Genomic DNA, 24,914 nt, shown 5'->3' with positions numbered 1-24,914 from the left:
ACCGGTATTCCTGGAGGCAGGCGCGCATTCTGCCGTGGGAAGGCGTTGGCAGGAAGCGAAATTCGGCCTGGGCCCCGCTGCGGTTTATCCTGTACGGCAGAAGATGGCCGTGGTGGCCGTCAGTACCCGATGACCATGAGCGATACCCCTCCCGATCACCTGGCGATCAACCCGGCCAGCCCCTTCCACGACGCCGCCGCGCTGGAGCGCGGGGTCGGCATCCGTTTCAACGACGTCGAGCGTGACAACGTCGAGGAGTATTCGGTCAGCGAAGGCTGGATCCGCGTGCAGGCCGGCAAGGCCCGCGACCGCCGCGGCAACCCGATGACGATCAAGGTCAAGGGCACCGTGGTGGCCTACTACCTGGACCAGAAGCCCGACGCGTAACCGCTCAACCGCCCAGCGGCCGGTGGCTACCCGGGATTGGCGGCAGCGCCGTCAATCCCGTTGCCGGGTCTCCAGCAGATCCAGGTTGCGGATCAGCCGGCGCGAGACCTCATCGGAGATCTTGCCGCGCCGGGTCAGGCGGAACAGCTCTTCACGCTCGGCGGTGAGGCCAGCGGTGCGCAGCTGCCGATAGCCCTGCTCCATCCGCTTGACCTTCTCCGGATCGGCGTCGGGGCCGTTTTCCTTCTCCAGATTGCGCTGGTACAGCAGGCTGACCCGCGAGGCGGCATCGTTGTACAACTGCACGTTCTCGGTGGTCTGGTTCTGCACCAGCTGCTGGCGCATGCGCTCCACGCCGGCCAGCGCCGCCTTGGAAGCGAGCTTGCGGGCCAGGTCCTCGGCCTTGCGGTCGCCCGAATCGGCGGGCAGCTCCAGTCCCTTCAACAGCCGCGGCAAGGCCACGCTGGCGCCGACCAGCGACACCAGGATCACCGCCGCCGCCAGGAAGATCACCAGGTCGCGCGCCGGGAAGGCGCTGCCATCGGGCAGGAACAACGGCAGGGTCAGCACGCCGGCCAAGGTGATCGCACCGCGTACGCCGGCCACCGACGTCGCCACCACCACCCGCCACGGCGTGCCCTGCTGCACCTCGCCGCGATGGCGCGCACGCAGCAGGCTCCAGCGCAGCGACAGCCACACCCAGGCCAGGCGCAGCAGCACCAGCGCCAGGTTGATCACCACCACATACACCAGCAGCCACCACGCGCTGTGGTGGCCGCTCTCGCTGACGGTGGTGATCGCGCGCTCGACGATGCCCGGCAACTGCTCGCCCAGCAGCACGAACATGATGCCGTTGAAGCTGAACTGCAGCATCCCCCACACCGCTGCGCGCTGCACGCGCATGCTGCCGGAGACGCGGCCGGTCAGCTCGACGTAGCTCATGGTGATGCCCGCCGCGACGGCCGACAGGATGCCCGAGGCATTGGCCTCTTCGGCCAGCAGGTAGGCCGCAAAGGGAATCAGCAGGTTGACCAGCAGCGCCGCACCCGGCTCCTCGCCGAAGCGCCGCCACAGCCAGCGCTGGAAGGTGGACACGCCCAGCGTTACCGCCACGCCGATGGCCAGACCGGCCACGGCCACCCACAGGAAGGTGAGCGAGGCGTTGGCCAGCGAGAACGTCCCGGTCATCACCGCCGCAACCGCGAAGCGGAAGCAGACCAGGCCCGAGGCATCGTTGAGCAGCGACTCGCCTTCCAGGATGTGCATCAGCCGCTTGGGAATTGGCGCACGCGCGGCGATCGACCCCACCGCCACCGGGTCGGTCGGCGAGATGATCGCAGCCAGGGCGAACGCCACCGCCAGCGGCATCACCGGAATCATCCAGTGGATCAGGAAGCCGGCGCCGATCACGGTGAACACCACCAGCCCCAGGGCCAGCTCCAGGATCACGCCCTTGTCGCGGAACAGGCCCTGCTTGGGGATGCGCCAGCCATCCAGGAACAGCAGCGGCGGCAGGAACAGCAGGAAGAACATCTCCGGTTCCAGCGCGTGGCCGCGGTTGAACACGCCGGCGATCACCGCGCCCAGGCCGATCTGCACCAGCGGCAACGGCAGCGACAACGGCAGGACCCGGACCAGGTAGCCGCTGGCCACCACGGCCACCAGCATCGCCAGCACGACTTCAATGGTATGCATGCATTTTCCAGTTGGCAGCGCGGGGGGAGGCTGCGGGCAGCCGGCGCCGGAAACGGAAAAAACGTACCACACCCCTGCCGTCGCGCGAACGCGCGTGTGCAATCGAGCTCAGTAGGCGGACAGCAGGCGCTGCGCGGTCAGCGCGTGGTCGGCACCGGGCCGGCATCGGCGCCGTCGAAGCGGTAGATGTCCATCGCCAGGAAGCCGGCATCGATACCGGCATCGATGCGCTGCGCACCCAGTGTGTCCGCACCGGCCGCCCCCATCGCGACGTACAGCGGCTGCAGGTGCTCGTCGGTGGGATGCGCGCGCTCGGCATACGGCGCCTGGCGGCGGTAGTCGAGCAGTGCGGCACTGTCGTCGGCCGCCAGCCGCTGCTCCACCCAGTCGATGAAGGGCCGCACGTACGGCGCTTCCTTGCCGTCCTGGTAGTTGCCCCAGTCGTGCAGGTTGTGGGTGATGCTGCCCGACCCGATCACCAGCACGCCCTGCTCGCGCAACGGCGCCAGCGCGCGGCCCAGCGCCAGCTGGTGGGCCGGCCCGAGCAGCGGCTGGATCGCCAGCGGTACCACCGGGATGTCCGCATGCGGGTACAGGAAGCGCAGCGGCACCCAGGCGCCGTGATCGAGGCCACGGGTGGCATCGATCACGGTCGGCACGCCGGCAGCGCCGAGCCGCTCGGCGACCTCGCGCGCCAGCGCCGGATCGCCCGGTGCCGGGTATTGCAGGTCGAACAGCGCCTGCGGGAAGCCACCGAAATCGTGGATGGTGGGCGGCCGCGGATGCGCGCCGACCGCCGACTGGCGGGTCAGCCAGTGCGCCGACGCCATGACGATGGCGCGCGGGCGCGGCAGCGTGGCGGCCAGGTCGGCCAGGCGTTGGCCGACCAGGCCGGGGTTGAGCGCGGTCATCGGCGAACCGTGCGAGATGTACAGCGAAGGCAGGCGGGTCATCAGAGGCTCCGGTTGGGGAAGAACGACAGGGGCACGCTCAGCGCGAGGCCAGCGTCCACTTGCCGTCGCCGATGCAGAACAGCACCAGCAGGGCCAGCGCCCAGAACGCCGGGTATTCCCAGCCGCCGCCCGCATTGGCAAAGCTGAAGCCGTTGGCGCCGTGCACGGTGACGATGGTGCCCAGCAGCAGCGGCACACCGATCAGCCCCACCCAGCGCGCGAAGATGCCCAGCAGCAGGGCGGCGGCGAGCGTCAGTTCGAGGGCGATGGTGAGGTAACCGAGCGCGCCGGGCAGACCCAGCGACTGGAAGTAGGCGGCGGTGCCGGCCGGGGTGAACACCAGCAGCTTGGTCAGCCCGTGGGCCAGGAACAGCGCCCCCAGGGCCCAGCGCAGCACGGTGGCGCCATACGGGGCCAGGGCGGCGGGACGGTGCGGAGTCGTATGCATGGAACACCTCGACAGGATGCGATGCGCACAGGTTATTGCGCGCATAGCCGCCAATAAATACGATCAACCGACGCTGTTTATTACGGGACGCGCAACAATGGACACCCTGGAAGCGATGCGTGTGTTCGTGGCGGTGGTGGAGCGCAACGGGTTCAGCGCCGCCGCGCAGGCGCTGGACATGTCCACCGCCGGGGTCACCCGCCAGATCGCGGCACTGGAGCAGCGGCTGTCCACACGCCTGCTCAACCGCACCACCCGCCGGGTGAGCCCGACCAGCACCGGCGCGGCCTACTACGCCCAGTGCGTGCAGCTGCTGGCGCAGTTCGATGCGCTGGAAGCCAGCATCGGCGCGCAGGCGCTGGAGCCCTCGGGCCTGCTGCGGATCAACGCGCCCGTCAGTTACGGCATCGCCCGGCTGGGCCCGCTGCTGGCCGGCTACCGGGCACGCCATCCGCAGGTGCAGCTGGATCTGTCATTGTCCGACCGCCTGGTGGACATGGTCGAAGAAGGCTTCGACGTGGCCATCCGCATCACCCGGCAACCCGGCCCGGCGCTGATCGCGCGCAAGCTCGCCGATGCCCGTATCACCCTGTGTGCGGCGCCGGCCTACCTGGCCGCCTACGGCCACCCGGAGCAGCCGGAGGATCTGGCCGATCATCAGTGCCTGAACTACAGCTACTGGGGCGGCGGCGATGCCTGGCAGCTGCGTGGCCCGCGCGGCGAGGTCAGCGTGGCGATCCGCGGTGGCATCCGCGCCAACAACGGCGATGTGCTGCGCGAGGCGGCGATCGCCGGCCTCGGCATCATCCTGCAGCCGGATTTCCTGATCGACGACGCGCTGGCCGACGGCCGCCTGCAGCGCATCCTGCCCGACTGGGATGTGCCGCCCGTCGGCATCCATGCCGTGTACACCAGCCGCAACCACCTGGCGCCGAAGGTGCGCACCTTCATCGACTACCTGGTCGAGGCGCTGGCCTGACAGCGCCGGCCGCGGCGCGCGGCGCTACACCGCGTCGGCGGTCTCCAGCCGGGCGATCACCTCGCGCAGCGGCGCCGGCCGGCCCAGCAGGTAGCCCTGCACCTGGTCGCAGCCGTGCGCGGCCAGCCACTGGTGCTGGCCGGGGGTCTCCACGCCCTCGGCGATGATGGTCAGGCCCATGCTGTGCCCCAACGACAACAGCGCGCGGCAGATCGAGGCGTTGCGCGGATTGGTCTCAACATCGGCCACGAAGCTGCGGTCGATCTTCAGGATGTCCAGCGGCAGGTGCTGCAGGTAGGACATGTTGGAGTAGCCGGTACCGAAATCGTCCAGCGAAATGCAGATGCCCTGTTCGTGCAGCCGCTGCATGGTCTGCTTGGCCTGCGCCGGTTTGCGCATCAGGCTGCTTTCGGTCAGTTCCACCTGCAGCGCACCGCGTTCCAGGCCGAACTCCTGGGTGGCGCGGGTGAACTCGGCCACCAGATCGCTGTTGAAGAACTGCACCGCCGAGACGTTCACCGCGATCGGCAGCATGCCCCACCCGGCATCAACCAGCTGCCGCTGCGCCTGCGCCGCCGCACGGATCACCCAGCGGCCCAGCGCCAGGATCAACCCGGTGTCTTCGCAGAGCTGGATGAACTCGCCTGGCGGAATGAAGCTGCCATCCGGCTGCGGCCAGCGCAGCAGGGCTTCCAGGGCTGCCGGGCTGCCATCGCTGGCGTGGCAGATGGGCTGGAAATACAGCTCGAACTCGGCGTCGATCGCACTGTGGATGCGCCCGGCCAGGCGCAGCCGCTCGGCCAGGCGCGAGCTGACGGTATTGTCGTACCACGCGATCACGCTGCCTTCGTCGCGCGCGGCATGCGCCGCCTGCGCGGCCATGCCGATCACCTGCTCGGCCGGCAGCACATCGCCGTCGAACTTCACCGCCACGCCGATGCGCGGCTCGAACTGGTGCAGCCAATCCTGCCCGCGTACCGGTTCGGACACGGTCTGCACCAGCGTATCCAGCGCCGACTGGCGGTCGTGGGTGTCGTCGATGGCGAAGATGAAATCCTCGGCCGGCTGGAACGCCAGCGCACCGTAGCGCGCGCCCAGGCCCCCCAGCCGCTTGGCCATCGCCTGCAGCACCACCTCGCCCACTTCGCGGCCCAGCGTATCGGCCACCAGCTGCAGGCCGCGGAACTGCACGTAGGCGATGGTGTAGCCGCCACCCGCCGCATCCAGCTGTTCGGCCAGCGCACGCGTATTGAGCAGGCCGGTGGCCGGGTTGTGGGTGGCGTGGTACGCCAGGTCGCGCTCGTAGGCCAAGCGCTCGCTGACATCCTCGGCCAACACCAGGCACGCCTGGCGGCCATCGAAATCCAGCCGTGCAAGGTGGGCACGCACCTCGAACACGGTGCCATCCTTGCGCCGGTGCATGCGCACCGTGGCGTCCTGCACATCGCCGATGCGTGCCTGCTCGATGGCGCCGCGGATCTCCTCCCAGCCTTCGCGCGGGCGGATGTCCAGGATGCTCATGGAGAGGAATTCGTCGCGGCTGAAGCCGTACTGGCGGACTGCCGCTTCGTTCACTTCCAGGAAGCGCAGCGTATCGGGATCGAACACCCAGAACGGTGCCGGGTTGCGGTCGAACAGCAGGCGGAACTGGCGCTCGGCCTGCTGCATCCGCGCCAGGGCCTGCACGCGCTCGCTGACATCGGTGAGCGCACCGATCATGCGCCGCTGCCGATCCACCACCGCCACCCGCTGGCCGCGCGCGGACACCCAGCGCGTGGCACCGCCGGGCAGCACCACGCGGAACATTTCATCCAGCACCGCAGTACCGGCAAAGGCCGCATCAAAGGCGGCCTGCATGCGCGGCGCGTCTTCGTGGTGCACGCGGGCGAAGAAATCGGCAACCGGCAGGCTGTCGATGTCCAGGCCGAAGATGTCGCGCGCCAGCGGCGACCAGCGCAGCACGCAGGCATCCTCATCCACATACCAGGTGCATACCTTGCCCACCTGGTGGGCCAGGCTCAGCTCGGCATGGCCGGTGCGCAGCTCTTCGGTCAGCGCGTCCTGGTGCACGGTGGCGCGGCGCAGGCTGAAATACACCCCGAGGAACACCGCCCAGTACGCCAGGTACACGCCCAGCGAGGCGTACACGTAGGGCCACCACGGTGCCAGCACGTCGCGGCGCCCCAGCCCGGCGTACACCGCCAGCGGGTACTGGCCCAGCGTGGTCAGGGTGGAGATGCGTTCGATCTGGTCCACCGAGCTGGTCTCGATGCCCAGCGGCGTCACCGCATCGGTACGCAGCATCTCGCGCCGGGCCAGGCCGAAGCGCTGGCCGGTGGCCCCGAGCGGATCAGGGCTGCGCGCCAGCACATAGCCCTGCGCGTCGGTGATCGAGATCACCCCGAACTCACCGGTGTCCAGGCCACTGATGATCGAGGTCAATTCTTCGGTATGCAGGCGGGAAAGCAGCCAGCGGTTGGCCCCCATGCGCAGCGCCAGCGGCAGCACCCAGCGGTGGCCGTCCAGCGCCTGCGGCGGGCCGACGTACAGCGCGCTGCCGGTGCCGCGGTTGGATTCGGTTGCCCACAGCGGCAGGTGCAGGTCGCCGCTGCCGCTCGTCAGCGCGCGCCCGTGCTGGTCCACCACCACGATGCTGTCCAGCTCGGCATGCCGCTGCAGCACCCCGGCGATGGCATCGTCGAGCAGTTCCGGCGCCTGCTCCGGCACGCGCTGGAACAGCTTCGCGCCATCGTCGGCGATGCCCAGCATGGCCCGTTCAAGATTGCGCAGCTCCAGCCGCAGCAGGCGCTGCGAACCGGCGGCCAGCGCACAGCTCTGGCGTTGCGCGGCTTCCTGGCGGCGCTGGTAATCGTTGGCCAGCATGGCGCCCAGCGCGACGGCCAGCAGCACGGCCAGCGCGCTGCCCAACCAGACGATCGTCCGCAGTGGCCGCGCCATCGCACGGTTCAACGCGGGCATCGCAAACGGCTCCCTTCATTGCGGGCTGACTTCATGCGCAAACGCTTCCTGGTTTCCCCCAAACCTGAGCGGCCGAAGCCACCTTTTCTTGACGCCTGCAAACGTGTCCGCGCGATGCCTCCCCTGGCATCCCGGCGCGGAACGGTCCTGCCGGCCCCAGCATGCACCAGCGGCGGCCATGCGGGAAGAGCAGGATCTGGCCATTGGACGATCGCGCGTGCGGCCTGATCCTGCCTGCGCCAGAGGACTAGACTAGGTCCTTTCCGTTGCCTGAGAAGGTCCATGTCCAAGCTGCGCCGCCCCACCCTGATGCTCGCCATTGCCGCCAGCCTGTCGCTGAGCCTGGCCGCCTGCGACCGCGAACCGGCCGCACCGCCGGCCGCACCCGCTGCCGATACCGCCGCGCCGCCGGCCCCGGCCAAGCCGCAGCTGGGCAGCTTCGGCTTCGACATCGCCGGCATGGACCGCAGCCTGGCGGCGGGCGACGATTTCTTCGGCTTCGCCAACGGCACCTGGGTCAAGAACACCGAGATCCCGGCCGACCGCTCCAGCTACGGCAGCTTCAACGTCATCGCCGAAAAGACCCTGGCCGATACCCGCGCGATCCTCGAAGGCGCCGCCGCCGACGCCAAGGCCGAGGGCGAAGCCAAGCTGATCGGCGACTACTACGCCGCCTACATGGACGACGCCGGCATCGAATCGCGCGGCCTGGCCCCGGTCAAGCCGACCCTCGATGCCATCGCCGGCATTGCCGACAAGTCCGCGCTGGCCACCACCCTGGGCGGCACCCTGCGCGCCGACGTCGACCTGCTGAATGCGACCAACTTCTACACCGACCGCCTGTTCGGCGTGTGGGTGTCGGTGGACCTGCTGCAGCCGGACCGCACCGCCCCGTACCTGGTGCAGGGCGGCCTGGGCCTGCCGGACCGCGACTTCTACCTGCAGGGCGGCCGCATGGCCGAGCTGCGCAAGCAGTACCAGGCCTACATCGCCCAGGTGCTGCAGCTGGCGGGCGTTGCCGATCCGGCGGCCAAGGCGCAGCGCATCCTGGCGCTGGAGACCAGGATCGCCCAGGCGCACGCCACCCAGGAAGAAACCAACGATGTGGCCAAGGGCGCCAACGCCTGGAAGCAGGCCGACCTGAGCGCCAAGGCGCCGGGCATGGACTGGAGCGCCTTCCTGGCCGGTGCCCAACTGGGCGAGCAGCAGGACTTCATCGTGTGGCAGCCCAAGGCGGTGGCCGGCATTTCCCGCCTGGTCGCCACCGAGCCGCTGGACGTATGGAAGGACTATCTCGCCTTCCATGCCCTGGATCGCGCCGCGCCCTACCTGCCGAAGACCTTCGCCGACGCGCGCTTCGCTTTCCACGGCACCGCGCTGAACGGCACGCCGCAGCAGAGCGAGCGCTGGAAGCGGGCGGTGGACGACAGCAACCACGCCGTTGGCGAGGCCATCGGCAAGCTGTATGTCGAGCGTCATTTCGACCCGGCCACCAAGGCGCGCGCCGACGAAATGGCCAGGAACATCATCGCCGCCTTCGCCAAGCGCATCGATGCACTGGCGTGGATGTCGCCGCAGACCAAGGCACGCGCCAAGGCCAAGGTTGCCGGGCTCACCGTGGGCATGGGCTACCCGGACAAGTGGCGTGATTACAGCGGGCTGGAGGTCAAGCGCGACGATGCGCTGGGCAACGCCGAACGTGCCGAACTCTTCGAGTACCAGCGCAACATCGCCAAGCTCGGCAAGCCGGTGGACCACACCGAGTGGGCGATGCTGCCGCAGACCATCAACGCAATGAACGTACCGCTGGAAAACCGCCTGGTGTTCCCGGCCGCGATCCTGCAGCCGCCGTTCTTCGACGGGGCCGCCGACGATGCGGTGAACTACGGTGCGATCGGTGCGGTCATCGGCCACGAGATCAGCCACGGCTTCGACAACGCCGGCGCGCTGTTCGACGAAACCGGCAAGCTGGACAACTGGTGGACCGCCGATGATCTCAAGCAGTTCAACGCAGCCGGCGATGCGCTGGCCGCGCAGTTCAGCAGCTACCAGCCGTTCCCGGGCGTGTCGGTCAACGGCCGCCTGACGCTGGGCGAGAACATCGCCGACGTCGCCGGCTTGGCCACCGCCTACGATGCCTACCAGCTCTCGCTGCAGGGGAAGCCCGGGCAGACCCTGGAAGGCTTCACGCCGGACCAGCGCTTCTTCCTCGGCTTCGCCCAGGCATGGCGCAGCAAGGCCCGCGAACAGGCGCTGCGCAACTCGCTGCTGACCAACGTGCATGCACCGGGCCAGTTCCGCGCGCTCACCGTGCGCAATCTGGATGCGTGGTACCCGGCGTTCGAGGTCAAGGAAGGCCAGAAGCTGTACCTGGCGCCGGACAAGCGGGTCAAGGTGTGGTGATCATCGCGGCGCGATGACCGGAAAACGGGCGCTTCGGCGCCCGTTTTTTTGGGATCAAAAATCCTGTGTGGGCAAACCCAGGTCTGTCCCGGTGCTCGGCTGGGCAAACGCGCGCCCATGTACTTCCACGGTCTGGGTGTTGCATCGTTGCCGCAAGGGGCGGTGTAGAACGCGTCGGGCAGCACCCGCTTCGCGCACCGGCCGTTACAGGTGGGGAGCGCTACTGGCGCAGGTTCGACCTCAAACGCTTAGCCCCTCTCACATGCCATCTGATCGACAACATTGGTCGTCGCCTCTCGAACGTTCTTGTCGCCCACATACCCCTCAATCACTTCAGCGTGGTAGTGGATCTGGCACCTTTCGCCGACGTCCGGAATCCGCTTGCCGTCGTCGAAGTGCGGTAGCACCACCACCAGTTCCTTCCCTTTCGCTTTCACTCTGAACTGGATCCAGGTACGAATGTATCCGGTATAGGGCAGGATAGCGGATCGTTCAATGATGGCTGCATCCTGCAGTGTTTCACTCTGTTGGTCAGCTCTGGTGGATGCACACGAAATCCCCGCCGCGAGCGTTAGCGCAACAATGCAGAGTCGGTCTCTCATCAAGGCGTCCCATTCTGATCCAGCAGGAAGTTGTAAGACTTGACCGTGGCACCACTGGCGTCCTGGCAGTGCACGCCAACATTTGAAGTCGATGAACACTTTGGGATCGCTGCTCCTGGCGCACCCACCTTTGGATTGGTGGCCGAGATGGATAAGTTACCTTGCTTATCCGCTGCGACAGTGGACCCGGTCAGCTGATATGTTTGTTGGATAAACGTCTGCTGACCCGCATCCCACACTGGAATCCGCTCACCCTTTTTCCAGGCGGCCCACCCCTTCACCACGCGGCAAGGACGCTGGCCGGAACACCGACACGCGTGCAGGCGCGGGTGGCCACGCCATCCGGCAGCGCGCGGCGGAACAGCGGCGCCATGCCGCGCAGCAGGCGGGCCGACGTCTGCGCCTGCACACGTTGCACCGCAGTGCGTTCCAGCAGGGTCATCGCCCACGGCGGCAGCAACGCGGTCCCGGCGCCGAGAAACAGGTCACGCGACAGCCCCGCCATCGGCACCGGCAGGCGGATGCCCGAGAGCACCGCCAGCACCTCGCGCGAGCGCGCATCGAAGCGCAACCGGGGCAGCTCCCGTGCGAAGTACGCCGCCACCTCCGCTTCCGAGGCCGGCACATCGATCGCGCCCAAGGCTTCGGCCACGCGGCGGTACTCGTCGTAGTAGCGGTCTGCAACCGCCGTCGGCACATCGCGGCAATAGCGGCGGCAGCCCTGCAGGAACCCGTAGGCCTCGGTGACGTGGACCCAGGTCAGCAGATCCGGCGCATCGGCCGAGTACGCCTGCCCGTCCGGCGTCTGCCCCCGCACCTGCGCATGAATGCGCCTGACCCGGGCAACCATCGTCTCCACCTCGCCGGCGGGCGCGTAGCTGGTGCCGGCCACGAAGGCGGTGGTGCGGCGCAGCCGGCCGACCAGATCGCCGCGGAAGTTGGAGTGGTCGTACACCCCCGCCAGCGCCAATGGGTGCAGGGTCTGCAGCATCAGCGCGCACAGGCCGCCGGCAAGCATTCCCGGCAGCTCCGCATGCACCCGCCACGTGGCGCTGTCCGGGCCAAACCAGCCCGGATCACCCTGGGGGTGGTCGTAATCGATGTTGCTCTGCCCGCGCGGGAATGTGTCGAGTACCCAGCGCCGGATCGGCGCGGTGATGGGGCGGGAAAGACGGGTGAGCAGCGGCGGCATCGCAGGTCCGATCGGCGGAAGAAACGACCGCTGGCTGCGCGGTCGGCCTCGATTCTGGCCGATCCCGGCCGACGCGGCGAGCCACGACGGTCATCGTGTGTTTCATGTGCGCCCGCAACATGAATCAACCTGCGACATCTTGTCGCAGGCCGCGCGCGCGATGGTGCGCCGCACCAACCCTCCCGCATTCAGAAAATCGACGCACGCTCCTTCGCGTTCTCCCCATTGCGCCGGCCGCTGGAAGTGCTAGAACTGAATCCGCCTCAAGTTCGTCCAAATGCGCTGCCGCACGTTCCAGAAGGAGCACGTCATGATCGCTTTGTTCAAGGGTTTGGGTTTGCTGTTGCAGGACAACGAGCTGTACAACAGCCCGTTCGAAAAACAGGTCGCGCATTGGCGTAACAAGAGCGAGCAGCAGATCCGCGAGGAAGTGGCCGTGCTCGCCAAGGCCAAGGGCCAGTGGCTGATGGCCTCGATCGTCGGTTGGCAGGCGGCCTCGCTGCTGATCCTCGGCCTCATCAGCAACTACCTGTGGAAGGACGACTTCCATATCACCTTCACCCGCGTGGTGATCGTGTTCGGCTCCTGGATCTCGATCCTGTTCGTGATCTGGTTCATGGCCAACATGTTCGACCACAAGGCCGGCTTCGAGCGCTGGATGAAGGCGTTCAACAGCCGCGAGCGGATCACCTCCGACGCCGACAGCGTCGAGTGCGTGGCCGATGCGCTGGAGATGGCCCAGCACTATCCGGAAGTGCTCAACTACAAGCAGGTCGTCAGTGCGCGGCGCGAGCTGCGCCATGAAGACATCCGCATCATGCGCGAGATCGGCCGGATGCATCAGCATTCCGAACTGGTTGGCCGCCTCAATCATGTCGGTGAGCAGGAACCCGGCAACAACCTGCACCTGCAGCCGGCCTTCTGACCGGCACGCCAAGTGGGGGGAGCCACGATGCCACCGTGATCAGTCACGGTGGCATCGTTCTTTGTGGATATCGCTGGCGCACTGCTTGAAGCCGGCCGGCAGGCCGGGCATCGCCCGGGTCTGCCCCACCGCCACCGCGAACTGCTGCAGCGGCGGCTGCGCGCAGGCCGCGTCCGGCGTGCAGCGCGGGTCCAGCACCAGGTAGTGGCATTGCCCGCTGCGGCTGGCGATGCACTCGAAGCGCGCGACGCCATCGACCACCGTGGTGCGGCTGTACAGCGTATCCACCCCGTTGGCACTGACGCGGGTGACGGAGGTGTTGCTGGACTGCTGGCAGGCCGCGAGGAACAGCAGGCAGGCAGCGGCAAGAGCGGGCGTACGCATACGGGGCGACTCCGTGCTGGGGCGGCTTACATGCCGCGGAACAGGCTCATGAACGGTTGGCTGACGTTGAGGATCTCCGGCCGGCACTTCAGCCGCAGCTGGCCGCGCCCGGTATCGTCGCGGCTCACCGCCGCCACCGCCTGCATGTTGACGATGGTGGAGCGGTGCACCTGGCGGAAGCGCTGCGGGTCCAGCACTTCCAGCAGTTCGCGCAGCGGCGTGCGCAGCAGGCTTTCGCCCTGCGCGGTGACCACCGTGGTGTACTTGCTGTCGGCGCGGAAGTACACCACGTCCTCCAGCATGATCAGGTGCGTATCGCGGCCGTTGCTGGCGGTGATCCAGGCCAGCGGCGGCGCCGTGGACCGCGCCGCCGGCTGCTGGCCCAGCCGCTGCAGCAGCTGTTCGAGCATCGCATTGTCCGGGCGCCCGGCCTGCATCCGCGTGAGGATGCGCTCGCGCGTGGCCAGCAGCCGCTCGTCGCTGACCGGCTTGAGCAGGTAGTCCACCGCGCCCTGCTCGAACGCGTCGATGGCGTACTGGTCGTAGGCGGTCACGAACACCACCTGGGTGCGCGGGCTGATCTCGGGCAGCGCGCGCGCCACCTCGATGCCACTGATGCCGGGCATGCGGATGTCCAGCAGCGCCAGATCCGGTTTCAGCTCCGCCAGCCGCTCCAGCGCGCTGGCGCCGTCTTCGCATTCGGCCACCAGCCGCAGCTCCGGCCACAACCGTTGCAACTGGCCCACCAGCGACTGGCGCAGCAGATCTTCATCTTCGGCAATGAGCGCATCAAGCTGCATGGATGGCCTCGCGTGCGTCGTACGGCAGGGTGATCGTGGCCGCCACGCCGCTGGGGAAGTTGGCCACGATCGCCACACCGGCGTGTTCGCCGCAGGTCAGGCGCAGGCGCTCGCGCAGGTTCTTCAGGCCGATGCCCGTGCCGCTGGTGCTGTGGCCGAAGCCCAGCCCGTCATCGGCCACGGTCAGGGTGACATGGTCGTCGAAGGCGCGCGCGATGATCCACACCGTACCGCCGCCGGGCTTGGGTTCCAACCCGTGTTTGATGGCGTTCTCCACCAGCGTCTGCAGCGCCATCGAGGGCAGCGGCAGCACGTGCAGCGCTGGCGGCACGTCCACCTGCAGCAGCAGGCGCGCGCCCATGCGGATCTTCAGGATCTCCAGGTACGCCTGGGTGCGCTCCAGTTCCACACCCAGCGTGGACATCGATTCGTCCACGCGGGGCAGCGAGCTGCGCAGGTACTGGATCAGGTGACCCAGCATCTGGTCCGCGCGCGGCGGATCGGTGCGGGTGAGCACCTGGGCGTTGGCCAGCGTGTTGTACAGGAAGTGCGGCTCCACCTGCGCGTGCAGCAGGTTCAGCCGCGCCACGCTCAGTTCCTTCTCGGTGGCGGTCTGGGCGGCGGCGGCCTGTTCGTCACGGCGCTGCTCGGCAACGCGGCGGGTGATCGCACGCCCCACCGCCTCGGCATTCTCGTAGTTGCTGCCCTCATCGACCGCAAGCAGGTCGGCCCACACGCCGGCGTCGGGCTCGAACAGCAGGGTCACGCTGCTGGTGCCCTGCCCCGGCGTGACCGTGGCAAGCACGCTGTTGCGTTTGATCGCCAAGCGCGCGGGCAGGTTCCAGCGCGACGGCGGCCGGCCGTTGTAGGGGTCCACGCGGCGCACGTAGGCACGCACCTGCAGACTGCCGGCGGCGCTCTCCATGTCTTCCACGCGGGGCAGCTCGGCCAGCGCCGCTTCGACCAGGGCGAAGGCCGGGCCGGCGTCCATCGGCAGCTCGATCTGGCGGCGCTGGCGGCTGGACAGGGTGGTGCCGTCCAGGTGCCCGGCCACCAGCCACACCCGACGGATATGGGTGATGCAGCTGCCGATCGCGGTCACGACCACGAACATCGCCAGCAGCCCGAACACCCAGCCCGGGCCGTCGCGCATGCCGCTGAAAATGCCACTCCAGACGAAGCCGGCCACGATGATCGCGGCGGCCCAGGCCAACAGGATGCGGACGATCAGAGCGAGGCTGGCGAGCACGGTGGCGGTTCCGGGAAGAGGTTGAAGCGAGCATAGCCCTGCCGCCGGCAAGGACAAGCCGCATGCGACGAAGGCGGGAATCGGGGGGATGAAGCGCGATCCGACGGGCATGGCGGTCGGGATCGCGGCCGCGACAGCCGGCCACTGGACGCCACTGCCGGGGCTGCCGGGGCTGCCCCGCCGGAACAACCGGCGGGGCAGGCGGGGTTACTTTCGCTCGGTGGCGCTGGCGTCACGCGGGGCGCGGAACTGCGAATCGGCGCTCCAGTTCGGCCAGGCGCGCGAGTTGGCCAGCTGGTTGCCCAGCGTGTACAGCACTTCCAGGTCGCGCGCGGCGCCGGCGAAGGTCCAGTCCGGCTGCCACTCGTCGCCCTGCTGGTGGTAGCGCTTGGCGGTGTAGTCGTCGGAGGCCTTCTTGCCGGCCGCCACGCCACCGTCCACCCAGTCCTGACCGGCCGAGTACGACACCGCCGGCACGCCGCGCTTGGCGAACGGGAAGTGGTCGGAGCGGAAGAACAGGCCGGCTTCCGGCTTGGGATCGGGGGTGTAGCGGATGTCCCAGCCCTTGGCCACGTCCTTGAGCTGGTCCAGCAGTTCCAGCTTGGCCGAACCATAGATGCCGAAGTCGCGCGACGGACTGAACGGTGCCATGCCGTCCATGTTGATCACTGCCACCGTCTTGGACAGCGGGTACAGCGGGTGGCTGGCGTAGTACTCCGAGCCCAGCAGGCCCTTTTCCTCGGCGGTGACCGCCAGGAACAGCACCGAGCGCTCCGGGCGCTTGCCCTTGGCGAAGCCGCGCGCCAGCTCGACGAGCGAGGCGGTGCCACTGGCGTTGTCCAGGGCGCCGTTGAAGATGGTGTCGCCGTTGGCATCGGGCTTGCCCACGCCGATGTGGTCCCAGTGCGCGCTGTACACCACGGTCTCGTCCGGATGCGTGCTGCCTTCCAGGCGGGCGGCCACGTTGTGCGAGGTGATCACCTCGGTCTTGACGGCGTACTTGGCCGAGAAGGTTTCGCCCTTCAGTTCAACCGGCTTGAAGTCGCGGGTCTGCGCCTGCTTCTTGAGCGCCTCGAAATCCAGGCCGGCACGCTTGAACAGGTCCACCGCCAGATCGCGCTGGATCCAGCCTTCCAGCAGCGGATGCGCCTCGGCCGGCTTGTCACGCACCACGTCGAACATGGTGTTGGTGTTGGAGCCGGCCACGGTGGCCCAGCCATACGACGCCGGTGCGGTCTCGTGCACGATCAGCACGCCGAGTGCGCCCTGGCGCGCGCCTTCCTCGTACTTGTAGGTCCAGCGACCGTAGTAGGTCATGCCCTTGCCGTCGAAATCGCCCTGGCCGCTTTCGAAGTCCGGGTCGTTGATCAGCACCACGGCGATCTTGCCCTTCAGGTCCACGCCCTTGAAGTCGTCCCAGTTGCGCTCGCCGGCCTTGACGCCGTAGCCAAGGAAGACCAGCGGCGCATTGCGGATATCCACCTCGCTGGCGCCGTTCATGGCCGCGCGCACGGCGATTTCCTTGCCCTGGCTCAGGGCCTGCGGCGTGCCCTTGCTGCTCAGCGACAGGCTCGGGGTACCCACGATGTCGCCCTTGAGCAGCGGCACGGCCTGGGTCCACAGGCGCTTGCCGTCCTTGAGATCGCCGCCCGGCTGCAGGCCGGCGGCCGCGAACTGCCTGCTCAGGAACGCAATGGTTTTTTCTTCCCCGGCAGTGGCCGGCGAGCGGCCCTCGTAGGCGTCCGATGCCAGTTCCTTGACGTCGGCGGAGATCCGCGCGCCATCGAATTTGGGGGTGGCGGCCATCAAGGCCGACGACACCGACAACGCCAACAGGCTGATTACCACTCGCTTCACGCTGCACCTCATACGGGACGACAATCGCCCGAGTGTAGGACAGCCGGCGCGGTTTGCGGCAGTGCCGGTCTACAGGGCGGCGGCGCGTGCCAGCAGCAGGTCTTTCTCGCGTGCGTTGGCGGTCAGGGCGGCGGCGGCCTGGAAGGCCGCGCGCGCTTCGGCATGCCGGCCCAGCTGCTGCAGTACATCGCCGCGCACTGCCGCCAGCGGCACGTAGCCACGCAGGCGCGGGTCGTCCTGCAGCGGCTGCAGCAGCGCCCAGGCCGCATCGGCACCGTGCGCGCGCGCCACCGCGACCACGCGGTTGAGTTCCACCACCGGCGAGGGATGGTGATGGGCCAGCGTGGCGTAGAGCGCGGCCAGGCGCGGCCAGTCGGTATCCTCCGCGCGCCGCGCGCCGGCGTGGCAGTCGGCGATGGCCGCCTGCAGCACATACGCGTCGGTGCTGCCGCCCAGCGCCTGCGCCTGCCGCAACGCCGCCTGGCCACGCGCGATCTGCAGCCAGTCCCAGCGCGCCCGGTCCTGGTCGGGCAGCAGGATCGGGCGGCCGTCGGCCGTGGTGCGTGCGGCGGTACGCGAGGCCTGCAGCTCCATCAATGCCAGCAGCCCGTGTACCTGCGGCCAGGCCGGCAGGCGATGCACCAGCACCCGGCCCATGCGCAGCGCTTCCTCGCACAGCGCCGGCCGCATCCAGTCGTCGCCGGCGCTGGCCGCGTAGCCTTCGTTGAAGATCAGGTAGACCACCTCCAGCACCGAAGCCAGCCGTTCGGGCAGCGCGGCCTGGCGCGGCACTTCGAACGGCACCTGCTTCTGCGCCAGGGTGCGTTTGGCACGCACGATGCGCTGGGCGATGGTCGGTTCGGGCGTGAGGAAGGCGCGGGCGATTTCATCGGTGGTCAGGCCGCCAAGCAGGCGCAGGGTCAACGCCACCCGTGCATCGGCGGCCAGCACCGGATGGCAGGCCACGAACATCAGCCGCAGCAGGTCATCGCCGATGTCGTCTTCCAGTGCCGCCGTGTCATCCGGCGCCGGCTTCGGCTGCGGTTCCAGCTCGCTGCCCCACTGCGCATGCTGGCCGGCCACCCGCTGGTGCTGGCGCAGTACATCGATGGCGCGGTTGCGTGCGGTGGTCATCAGCCACGCTCCGGGATTGTCCGGAACGCCCTGCCCCGGCCAGCGCTCCAGCGCGGCCAGCCAGGTGTCCTGGGCCAGTTCTTCGGCACGCCCGACATCGCCGCCCAGCATCCGGGTCAGGCGCGCGATCAGGGCCGGCGCTTCCATGCGCCAGAGGGTGTCCAGTCGGTGCGCCAGGGCGGTATCCATGCTGCGGATCAGAGCATCGCCGCGCGTGCCGCACAAGCCGCCGGGGGCGTCATCCCGGCTCACCGTCCATATGCGCGAACTCCCACAGGTGGCCGTCCAGGTCCTGGAAGCCGCGCTGGTACATGAACCCGTAGTCGCGTGCCGGCTGCGGTTCGCTCGCGCCCGCCTTGAGCGCTTTTTCCAGGGCGGCATCCACTGCCGCGCGGCTGGGCGCGGACAGCGCGATGATCACCTCGGTCTGGCGGCGGGCATCGCTGATCGGCGTGGTGGTGAACTGGGTGAAGAACGCCTCCACCAGCAGCATCACGAAGATGCTGTCGCTGACGATCATGCAGGCGGCGTTGGTGTCGGTGAAGGTCGGGTTGAAGGTGTAGCCCAGCGCGGCGAAGAAGGCCTTGGAGGCCTCCAGGTCGCGCACCGGCAGGTTGACGAAGATCATCTGCGGCGAATCGGTCATGGTCGGTGTCCTTGGCTGGGAATCAGGGTTGCTTCATGCAGTTGACCATCCACGGCTTGCCGTAGCGGTCGATCAGGAAGCCCCAGCGATGCGCCCAGAAGGTCTCGCCGATCGGCATCTTGATCTCGCCGCCCTCGGCCAGCGCCGCGAACACGCGCTCGGCTTCGTCCACGGACTCCACGTCGATGTTGATGGTGGTGCTGCCCTCGCCCGGGCCGGACGGACTGTCGGCCGCCATCAGGATCGCCTGGCCCACCTCCAGCTGGCTGTGCGCCACGTGGTCCAGGGTCTCCGGCGGCATCTCGCCACAGCCCTCGGTGTTCTCCATCGGCGGCATGTCGCGGTACTTCATTTCCGAGGTGACCGTGCCGTTGAGGACCTTGGCATAGAAGGCCATCGCCTCGTGGGTCTGGCCGTTGAAGCTCAGGAACGGAATCAGTTTCATGGGAATGCTCCAGGGGAATGCGGGGGAATGGGTCAATCGGCGCTGTGGATCTGGTCACGCAGACGCTGTTCCTGCGCCTGTAATTCGGGGGTGAAGGCGGCGCCGAAATCCTCGGCGCTGAGAATCGGGCGCAGCTCGACCACATCGCCAGGGGCGAACGGGGCACGGGTGAGCCATTCGGTGGCCTCGTCCAGCGAGCGCACCTGCCACAGCCAGAATCCGCAGACCAGTTCACGGGTCTCGGCGAACGGGCCATCGATCACCCGCGGTGCGTCGCCGCCGAAGGCCACCCGGCGGGCGCGTGAGGTCGGGTGCAGGCCCTCGCCGGCCAGCATGATCCCGGCCTGTACCAGTTGTTCGTTGTAGGCGCCCATCGCGCGGATCTCGTCCTCGGTCGGCATCTGACCGGCCTCGGTGGCCGCGGTCGCCTTGACCAGTACCATGACTTTCATCGGTGTCTCCTTCGGGGCAGGCCCAGTTGGCGGGCCCTTCATGGATACAACGTTGCAGCGGGGCGGAAATCGACACCTCTGCGAAAAGAACTTCTTCTTCCCTTTCCCTCTGCCTGTTCAGGCTGTTGCCGACAGCGGGGAGGATGTCGTGCTCCAAGGCTTGCGGCAGGCAGAGAGACGCCCGTGGCCGCTGCGAGGCCCCAGCAATCTGGACACGTGGGCCGCGATGCCCTTGTGGGCGAAGTAAAGGAGGAGGGGGCGGCCGCAGGCCGACGCCGGGGGACATTCGCCGACAAGGGCATCGCGGCCCAGCGCTCAACCAACCGGCCGCGGCACCCGCTGCGGCGCTGCAACACGGCCGTTGCGCCGGCTGGGGCATCATGGACACCCCTGCCGACACGGACCCGGCCATGCAGTTCCTGCTGCTGATCTATATCGACGAAAGCCTGCTGCAGGCGCTGCCCGGCGATGAATACGATCGCCTGATGCACGACTGCCTGCAGCATGCCGACACCCTGCAGGCCGAGGGCACGCTGGTGCTGGCACAGAAGCTGGAACCGGTCGCCAGCGCGCAGACGGTGCGCGTGCGGCAGGGCCAGTCGCGGATCACCGATGGCCCGTTCGCCGAAACCCGCGAACTGCTGGCCGGCTTCAACCTGATCAACGCGCCCGACCGTGACGAGGCCATGCGCATCGCCGAGCAGTTCCCGTGGTCGCGCTTCGGCAGCATCGAGGTGCGGCCGCTGGCGGACATGGACGCCGAGCGCGAGCGCGTCGGCGCCTGAGCCGGGTCAGGGCAGCAGCGTGATCTTCAGGTCACGCGGGCCGGTCGCCTCGTTGCCGCTGTAGTCGCGCGCACTGCCACGGATCACGTAGTCGCCCGCCGGCAGCGCATCCGCCTGCCAGCGCCCGGTCTCCACCAACCCGTCGCGGACGGTATTGGTGACCAGGTAGCGGAAGCGGGTCACCGCACTGCCATGCACCGTGATGCCGCTGTCCGGGGCATAGGCCACCACGGTGGCGCTGTCCTCCGCGGGCATGCGGTTGAACACGATGTTGAAGCGGGGCTGCTCATACCCCGCCAGTGGCTGTCCCTGCGCATCGAGAATCTGGTAACCCACCTGGTACAGGCCCAACCGGCGCCGTGGCAGATTGCGGTCCACCTGGTCCCAGGCCTCCACCACGATCTGCACGCCGGGCCCCTGCCGTGGGACCGCCACGCGACCGTCGGCACCGGCGACCAGCGGCTGCTCCAGATCATCCAGCAGGCTCACCGCCGTGATGCGCGGGGCCACCGTATCGGCGTAGTGCGCAAAGCCCAGCGCCACTGCGTTGCGTTCGAACCCGCTGGCGCCCACGCTCAGGTGCACATGCGCCATGCGGTTGATGCTGCCCAGCGGTTCGCCCGCCTGGAAGCGCGTGCCACGCCGCACGCGGATGCGTTCCAGTTTGCCGTCGGCATCCAGCAGCTGCTGCCAGCGCCCATCCAGCGGGCGGTCGCGCGGATCGCGCCCGACCTTCATGTGGATGTACTTGAGCGTGTCCAGCGCCAGACCTTCGCCCTGACCGCCCAGCGCCCAGCTCGCCGCCGGGCTGCTGACCTTGGCGTCGGCGATGGCCAGCACCGGCTGGCCCACGTCGCCACGGATATCGAAGCCGCCGTGCAGGTGATGGCGGCTCTCGCCACTGAAGTTGCCGCGCACTTCGCCCAGCGTACCCACCACCTCGTGCCAGCCATCCTGCGGCGCCAGCGGCCAGCGCCCGCCGGTGGCCGGCAACGGCGCATCGGGCGCAGGGCCGACCAGGGCCGGCGGCGCGGTCTGCCCCGCGTCCAGCGCGCGCAGCCGGTGCACCCGGTAGGACCCCGCGTCGGCCAGATACAGCCCGCCCCCGGCATCCAGTGCCAGCGCGGTCGGTCGCGCAAAGCGCGGCTGCGGCGCAACACCGGCCAGCGCGAGCTGATGGCCCTGGGCCGAGATCTGCACCACCTTGCCGTTGATGTCGCTGGCGTAGATCACCCCGTCATGGGTCACCGCCAACGACAACGGGCCATTGAGCAGACCACCACCGGTGACACGCGTGGTCAGGGTGCCATCCGGGGCGAGCTGGCGGATCGCGTTGTTGAACAGATCGGCGATCAGCAGGTTGCCGTGACCATCCAGCGCGAGCGCCACCGGCGTATCCAGCCGCGCACCGATGCCGGCGCCGTCGATGTTGCCGGGCACCTCGCCACCGGCCAGCGTGCGCACCTGCCCGTCGGTCTCGATCACGCGGATGCGGTCGTTGTACGTGTCGGCCACGAACACACGCCCGCTGGCGTCCACTGCAATGCCCATCGGTGCATCGAAGCGCGCCTGCCGCGCCGGCCCGTCCAGGTAGCCACGCTGGCCGTCGCCGGCCAACGTGCTCACCGTGCCATCGCGGTCGATGCGGCGGATTGCATGGTTGCCGGTGTCGGCCACATACAGCGTGCCGGCCGCATCCACTGCGATCGCCGACGGCGTGTTGAACTGCGCCTGCAACGCCGGCCCGTCGCGCCAGCCTTCGCCGGACCCGGCCAGCGTCTCCACGCGACCATCGGGATGGATGCGGCGGATGCGGTTGTTGTCGCCGGCATCGGCAACGTACACCACGCCCTGCGCATCCACCGCCATACCGTACGGATCGGCGAAACGCGCCTGCATGCCCGCACCCTCGCGCGCACCGGCGACACCGTCGCCCGCCAGCGCCTCGATCTGCGCCGTCCAGCCCAGCACGGTCGGCGCCGGGCCCGGCGGTGGTGCAGGTGGCGCGGGCTCGTGCAGGTAGGTCCATGCCAGCAACGCGGCCGTGACCACGCCGATGCCGCCTGCCCAATACGCACGTGCCATGCCACTTCCTGTCTGATGTCGAGGTGACGACGATAGTCGCTTGGCACGCGCCTGCACACCCATAGCAGCGTTGTTGCCGCGCACGCGCGACTTGTGCCGATCCGCCATCCCGGGTTCAATCCCTGTTGTTGCCACGGAAGGAACCCCCATGCCCCTGCGTCGTCATGCTCTTGCACTGCTGCTCGCGTTGGCGACCAGCACCGCTGCGTCGGCCGCCATCAGCGTCGCCCCCGCCGCGCCGCTCAGTGCGGATGCACAGCGTCTGGTCGATTCGGTAGCCGAGGCGATCATGCAGTCCGATCGCGGTGACGCGCTCGGCGCAATGATCGTGTTCGAACGCGTGCTCGCCGATCCCGCGCTGCCGCAGGTGCCGGCCGACGCGCGCCAGGACGCGTGGGTGGCGGCCGGCATGACCGCCCTGAAGAGCGGGCAGAACGTCGACGCCGAGCGCTACCTGCGCACCGCGCTGGCCGCGCGCGCCGACGACCCCCGCGCCATTTACCTGCTTGCCCGCCTGCAGGTGCAGCAGCAACAGCCGCGCGATGCCGCCCTCAACCTCGCCCGTTCACTGCAGCTTACCGACCGGTTCAACAGCGAGATCAAGAGCGATCTGATCGGCTACCTGCTGCATCAGCTGAAGGACGATCCGACCACCCGCCGCACCCTGCTGCAGGCGTTGTTCGACCGCCAGTGGCAGGACAACGGCATGGAACCGGCGCGTCTATGGCGCTCGCTGGCCACGCTGCAGGCCGACGCGGGCGAGCAGGACCGGCTGGCCGCCACCGTCGCGCGCATCGACGACCCGAGCCAGCTGATCGCGCTGCGCAGCGACAAACGCTTTGACCGGGTCGTTGACCGCGGCAACGCGCGGTTCGATCCAGTCCTCTCGGCGCGCCGCTATACCGATGCCCTGCGCGTGGCCGCTCTGCTGCGGCCCGAGGAAGGCACCCTGCCCGTGCGCATGGCAGACACCCTGCTGATGACCGGCGACGACGCTGCGGTGATCGCCATGACCGACAGCATCGCCGCGTCGGTGCAGGCGCAGGACACGACCGCGCCGCGCACCTACGAGGGCGCCGACGACCTGGCGTGGCTGCTGTACAGCCGTGCCCGTGCGCAGCGGCGCCTGGGCGACATGGACGCAGCGTTGGCCACCCAGGCGCAGGCCCTGCGGTTCCACGATTCAGACGCGCCCAACACGGTTCAGTACCTGGTCCTGGCCGGCTGGCAGATGTCCCTGCAGCGACCGCAGCAGGCCCTGGATACCCTGGCGGTGCTGCCGGCGGAGCTGGGCTACTGGGAGTTTGGACGCCAATGGCTGCGGCTGACCGTGTTCCGCCAGTTGAACGACCGCGCCCAGGGCGATGCCGCACGCGACTGGCTGCTGGGCCATCCCGACGAGGCCGACCTGGTCCTGGTCGACGTCCTGCTCGAAGACAACCGCATGGACGACGCGGCTGCCCGCCTGATCGCCCAGCTGCGCTCCCCGGAGGAGCGTGGCGATGCGCTGGTGTTGCTGCAGGACTACCGCACCGTGCCGTCGCTGCCCGGCGATGCCGTGCGCGATCAGCGCTGGCGCCAGCTCAAGCAGCGTGCCGACGTGCGTGCCGCGGTGCAGGCGGTTGGCCGCATCGAACGCATTGACCTGTTTGGTTCCGACCCGACCCGCTGAGCGGTACCGTGCGGCCCGCCGGCCTACTTCGCCGGCGTTTCCACGCGGAACCCCATCGCTTCGCGATACCGCACATACAGCGCGCTGACCTTCTCCACGTAGGCCAGCGTTTCGGCGTACGGCGGCACGCCCTTGTAACGCGTCACCGCACCGATGCCTGCGTTGTAGGCCGCAGCGGCCAGCACGCGGTCGCCCTTGTAGCGGCGCAGCAGCGCCTTCATGTAGCGCGCGCCGCCGTTGATCGACTGCTCGGCAGACAGCGGATCGGCCACGCCGAACTCAGTGGCCGTATCGGGCATCAGCTGCATCACGCCCTGCGCGCCCTTGGGTGATACCGCGCCGGCATCGAACCCACTCTCGGCGTGCGCGATCGCACGCAGCCACGCGTCGTCCACACCGGTGGCTTTGGCGGCAGCCTTGAACTGCCTGGCATGCCGGTTCAACTGCGGCGCACCGACCTTGCCCAGCCCTTCATGCGCCGGCTCGCCCGGCGGCGTGGCAACGGTGAACTTCAGGAACACCCGCGAGCCGGGCAGGTTGCGGGTCGAGTAGACCAGCGCGCCGTCCTGCTCGCGCTCGTACAGGGTGCCGCTGAAGATGCCCATGTTCCCCCACAGGTTGGGGGTCTGCACCGCGTTGTCGTCAATCTGCTGCGGGGTGCATTTCGACCCCGGCTCGGGCGCGGTGGCCAGGCTCACCGTACTGCCCTGCACACAGCGATACACCGTGCGCGCGCCTGCAACGCCGGGCATCAGCAACAGCAGCACAGCCAGCGCGGCGGGCAGGGACAGGTTCATGGGCTCGGTTCGGGGCACGTCAGTCGTGCGGCGCGATCATCCGGC

22 protein-coding genes are annotated in these 24,914 nt (G+C 68.7%); 6 read left to right on the top strand and 16 right to left on the bottom strand.

Annotated features, from left to right (window positions below):
- The first annotated feature begins 135 nt into the window (after positions 1 to 135).
- A complete protein-coding gene (locus tag ACLB90_RS12185) occupies positions 136 to 387 on the top strand; it encodes a DUF3297 family protein (RefSeq protein ID WP_411849745.1) in 252 nt (83 codons plus the stop codon).
- 51 nt (positions 388 to 438) lie between these two features.
- Here ACLB90_RS12185 and ACLB90_RS12180 read toward each other — a convergent pair whose 3' ends face one another.
- The 3 genes from ACLB90_RS12180 to ACLB90_RS12170 all read right to left on the bottom strand — a co-directional run bounded on the left by ACLB90_RS12180 (position 439) and on the right by ACLB90_RS12170 (position 3,483).
- Positions 439 to 2,082, bottom strand: a complete 1,644-nt coding sequence (locus ACLB90_RS12180; protein WP_411849744.1) for a Na+/H+ antiporter — start codon at positions 2,080 to 2,082, stop codon at positions 439 to 441.
- A 137-nt stretch (positions 2,083 to 2,219) separates the two neighbouring features.
- Complete coding sequence (locus tag ACLB90_RS12175; protein WP_411849743.1) at positions 2,220 to 3,035, bottom strand: dioxygenase; 816 nt, start codon at positions 3,033 to 3,035, stop codon at positions 2,220 to 2,222.
- Positions 3,036 to 3,072: 37 nt separating this feature from the next.
- A complete protein-coding gene (locus ACLB90_RS12170; RefSeq protein ID WP_411849742.1) occupies positions 3,073 to 3,483 on the bottom strand; it encodes a DoxX family protein in 411 nt (136 codons plus the stop codon).
- A 97-nt stretch (positions 3,484 to 3,580) separates the two neighbouring features.
- On the opposite strand from ACLB90_RS12170, the gene ACLB90_RS12165 reads away from it, so the two are divergent.
- Complete coding sequence (locus ACLB90_RS12165) at positions 3,581 to 4,462, top strand: LysR family transcriptional regulator (protein ID WP_411849741.1); 882 nt, start codon at positions 3,581 to 3,583, stop codon at positions 4,460 to 4,462.
- A 24-nt stretch (positions 4,463 to 4,486) separates the two neighbouring features.
- On the opposite strand, the gene ACLB90_RS12160 is transcribed toward ACLB90_RS12165, so the two are convergent.
- A complete protein-coding gene (locus ACLB90_RS12160; protein WP_411849740.1) occupies positions 4,487 to 7,441 on the bottom strand; it encodes an EAL domain-containing protein in 2,955 nt (984 codons plus the stop codon).
- Positions 7,442 to 7,723: 282 nt separating this feature from the next.
- Between ACLB90_RS12160 and ACLB90_RS12155 the strand changes: the two genes are divergently transcribed.
- Positions 7,724 to 9,844 carry a M13 family metallopeptidase gene (locus ACLB90_RS12155; protein ID WP_411849739.1) on the top strand — a complete coding sequence of 707 codons (2,121 nt, stop codon included), beginning with the start codon at positions 7,724 to 7,726 and terminating at the stop codon, positions 9,842 to 9,844.
- Positions 9,845 to 10,092: 248 nt separating this feature from the next.
- Here ACLB90_RS12155 and ACLB90_RS12150 read toward each other — a convergent pair whose 3' ends face one another.
- Entirely contained in the window at positions 10,093 to 10,545 is a 453-nt protein-coding gene (locus ACLB90_RS12150; RefSeq protein ID WP_411849738.1) for a hypothetical protein, read from the bottom strand.
- A gap of 178 nt (positions 10,546 to 10,723) precedes the next feature.
- Entirely contained in the window at positions 10,724 to 11,638 is a 915-nt protein-coding gene (locus ACLB90_RS12145; RefSeq protein ID WP_411849737.1) for an oxygenase MpaB family protein, read from the bottom strand.
- Positions 11,639 to 11,948: 310 nt separating this feature from the next.
- Between ACLB90_RS12145 and ACLB90_RS12140 the strand changes: the two genes are divergently transcribed.
- Positions 11,949 to 12,563, top strand: coding sequence for a hypothetical protein (locus tag ACLB90_RS12140; protein ID WP_411849736.1), 615 nt, complete (start codon positions 11,949 to 11,951; stop codon positions 12,561 to 12,563).
- 39 nt (positions 12,564 to 12,602) lie between these two features.
- Here ACLB90_RS12140 and ACLB90_RS12135 read toward each other — a convergent pair whose 3' ends face one another.
- The 8 genes from ACLB90_RS12135 to ACLB90_RS12100 form a co-directional block, all read right to left on the bottom strand.
- Positions 12,603 to 12,947: a hypothetical protein gene (locus ACLB90_RS12135; RefSeq protein ID WP_411849735.1), complete on the bottom strand. Its 345-nt coding sequence runs from the start codon at positions 12,945 to 12,947 to the stop codon at positions 12,603 to 12,605.
- A gap of 26 nt (positions 12,948 to 12,973) precedes the next feature.
- On the bottom strand, positions 12,974 to 13,747 hold the full coding sequence (locus ACLB90_RS12130; protein WP_411849734.1) for a LytR/AlgR family response regulator transcription factor: 774 nt from the start codon (positions 13,745 to 13,747) through the stop codon (positions 12,974 to 12,976).
- The gene (locus tag ACLB90_RS12125; RefSeq protein WP_411849733.1) at positions 13,737 to 14,996 is read right to left on the bottom strand and encodes a sensor histidine kinase; all 1,260 of its coding nucleotides are present in this window, start codon (positions 14,994 to 14,996) and stop codon (positions 13,737 to 13,739) included. Before ACLB90_RS12125 ends, ACLB90_RS12130 begins: the two co-directional genes overlap by 11 nt.
- Positions 14,997 to 15,203: 207 nt before the next feature.
- Positions 15,204 to 16,853 carry a M28 family metallopeptidase gene (locus tag ACLB90_RS12120; RefSeq protein ID WP_411849732.1) on the bottom strand — a complete coding sequence of 550 codons (1,650 nt, stop codon included), beginning with the start codon at positions 16,851 to 16,853 and terminating at the stop codon, positions 15,204 to 15,206.
- A gap of 69 nt (positions 16,854 to 16,922) precedes the next feature.
- Entirely contained in the window at positions 16,923 to 18,176 is a 1,254-nt protein-coding gene (locus ACLB90_RS12115; protein WP_411849731.1) for an RNA polymerase sigma factor, read from the bottom strand.
- Positions 18,177 to 18,225: 49 nt separating this feature from the next.
- Complete coding sequence (locus ACLB90_RS12110) at positions 18,226 to 18,633, bottom strand: VOC family protein (protein ID WP_411849730.1); 408 nt, start codon at positions 18,631 to 18,633, stop codon at positions 18,226 to 18,228.
- Positions 18,634 to 18,655: 22 nt separating this feature from the next.
- Complete coding sequence (locus ACLB90_RS12105) at positions 18,656 to 19,078, bottom strand: VOC family protein (protein ID WP_411849729.1); 423 nt, start codon at positions 19,076 to 19,078, stop codon at positions 18,656 to 18,658.
- A 32-nt stretch (positions 19,079 to 19,110) separates the two neighbouring features.
- Complete coding sequence (locus tag ACLB90_RS12100) at positions 19,111 to 19,530, bottom strand: YciI family protein (protein WP_411849728.1); 420 nt, start codon at positions 19,528 to 19,530, stop codon at positions 19,111 to 19,113.
- A gap of 410 nt (positions 19,531 to 19,940) precedes the next feature.
- Here ACLB90_RS12100 and ACLB90_RS12095 point away from each other — a divergent pair, with 410 nt between their 5' ends.
- The gene (locus ACLB90_RS12095; protein WP_411852751.1) at positions 19,941 to 20,315 is read left to right on the top strand and encodes a YciI family protein; all 375 of its coding nucleotides are present in this window, start codon (positions 19,941 to 19,943) and stop codon (positions 20,313 to 20,315) included.
- 6 nt (positions 20,316 to 20,321) lie between these two features.
- Here the strand turns inward: ACLB90_RS12095 and ACLB90_RS12090 are convergent, their stop codons facing one another.
- Entirely contained in the window at positions 20,322 to 22,400 is a 2,079-nt protein-coding gene (locus ACLB90_RS12090; protein WP_411849727.1) for a gluconolaconase, read from the bottom strand.
- A 148-nt stretch (positions 22,401 to 22,548) separates the two neighbouring features.
- Between ACLB90_RS12090 and ACLB90_RS12085 the strand changes: the two genes are divergently transcribed.
- Positions 22,549 to 24,072 carry a tetratricopeptide repeat protein gene (locus ACLB90_RS12085; RefSeq protein WP_411849726.1) on the top strand — a complete coding sequence of 508 codons (1,524 nt, stop codon included), beginning with the start codon at positions 22,549 to 22,551 and terminating at the stop codon, positions 24,070 to 24,072.
- A 23-nt stretch (positions 24,073 to 24,095) separates the two neighbouring features.
- Here ACLB90_RS12085 and ACLB90_RS12080 read toward each other — a convergent pair whose 3' ends face one another.
- Positions 24,096 to 24,869 (bottom strand): lytic transglycosylase domain-containing protein, encoded by a 774-nt coding sequence (locus ACLB90_RS12080; protein ID WP_411849725.1) that lies wholly within the window; start codon positions 24,867 to 24,869, stop codon positions 24,096 to 24,098.
- Between the last annotated feature and the right edge of the window lie 45 nt (positions 24,870 to 24,914).

This window comes from Stenotrophomonas sp. LGBM10 (assembly GCF_046736075.1).
In the GTDB taxonomy this organism is placed as follows: domain Bacteria; phylum Pseudomonadota; class Gammaproteobacteria; order Xanthomonadales; family Xanthomonadaceae; genus Stenotrophomonas.
The sequence above is the reverse complement of the archived record's forward strand: the minus strand, read 5'-3'. Positions and strand labels throughout refer to the sequence as shown.

Excerpts from the sequence above, each read along its gene's own strand:
- ACLB90_RS12155 (WP_411849739.1), top strand. The coding sequence starts at position 7,724 with ATGTCCAAGCTGCGCCGCCCCACCCTGATGCTCGCCATTGCCGCCAGC.
- ACLB90_RS12115 (WP_411849731.1), bottom strand. The coding sequence starts at position 18,176 with ATGGATACCGCCCTGGCGCACCGACTGGACACCCTCTGGCGCATGGAA.
- ACLB90_RS12090 (WP_411849727.1), bottom strand. The coding sequence starts at position 22,400 with ATGGCACGTGCGTATTGGGCAGGCGGCATCGGCGTGGTCACGGCCGCG.
- ACLB90_RS12105 (WP_411849729.1), bottom strand. The coding sequence starts at position 19,078 with ATGAAACTGATTCCGTTCCTGAGCTTCAACGGCCAGACCCACGAGGCG.
- ACLB90_RS12145 (WP_411849737.1), bottom strand. The coding sequence starts at position 11,638 with ATGCCGCCGCTGCTCACCCGTCTTTCCCGCCCCATCACCGCGCCGATC.
- ACLB90_RS12095 (WP_411852751.1), top strand. The coding sequence starts at position 19,941 with ATGCAGTTCCTGCTGCTGATCTATATCGACGAAAGCCTGCTGCAGGCG.
- ACLB90_RS12135 (WP_411849735.1), bottom strand. The coding sequence starts at position 12,947 with ATGCGTACGCCCGCTCTTGCCGCTGCCTGCCTGCTGTTCCTCGCGGCC.
- ACLB90_RS12185 (WP_411849745.1), top strand. The coding sequence starts at position 136 with ATGAGCGATACCCCTCCCGATCACCTGGCGATCAACCCGGCCAGCCCC.
- ACLB90_RS12130 (WP_411849734.1), bottom strand. The coding sequence starts at position 13,747 with ATGCAGCTTGATGCGCTCATTGCCGAAGATGAAGATCTGCTGCGCCAG.
- ACLB90_RS12175 (WP_411849743.1), bottom strand. The coding sequence starts at position 3,035 with ATGACCCGCCTGCCTTCGCTGTACATCTCGCACGGTTCGCCGATGACC.
- ACLB90_RS12140 (WP_411849736.1), top strand. The coding sequence starts at position 11,949 with ATGATCGCTTTGTTCAAGGGTTTGGGTTTGCTGTTGCAGGACAACGAG.
- ACLB90_RS12170 (WP_411849742.1), bottom strand. The coding sequence starts at position 3,483 with ATGCATACGACTCCGCACCGTCCCGCCGCCCTGGCCCCGTATGGCGCC.
- ACLB90_RS12180 (WP_411849744.1), bottom strand. The coding sequence starts at position 2,082 with ATGCATACCATTGAAGTCGTGCTGGCGATGCTGGTGGCCGTGGTGGCC.
- ACLB90_RS12165 (WP_411849741.1), top strand. The coding sequence starts at position 3,581 with ATGGACACCCTGGAAGCGATGCGTGTGTTCGTGGCGGTGGTGGAGCGC.
- ACLB90_RS12085 (WP_411849726.1), top strand. The coding sequence starts at position 22,549 with ATGCCCCTGCGTCGTCATGCTCTTGCACTGCTGCTCGCGTTGGCGACC.
- ACLB90_RS12100 (WP_411849728.1), bottom strand. The coding sequence starts at position 19,530 with ATGAAAGTCATGGTACTGGTCAAGGCGACCGCGGCCACCGAGGCCGGT.
- ACLB90_RS12160 (WP_411849740.1), bottom strand. The coding sequence starts at position 7,441 with ATGCCCGCGTTGAACCGTGCGATGGCGCGGCCACTGCGGACGATCGTC.
- ACLB90_RS12080 (WP_411849725.1), bottom strand. The coding sequence starts at position 24,869 with ATGAACCTGTCCCTGCCCGCCGCGCTGGCTGTGCTGCTGTTGCTGATG.
- ACLB90_RS12110 (WP_411849730.1), bottom strand. The coding sequence starts at position 18,633 with ATGACCGATTCGCCGCAGATGATCTTCGTCAACCTGCCGGTGCGCGAC.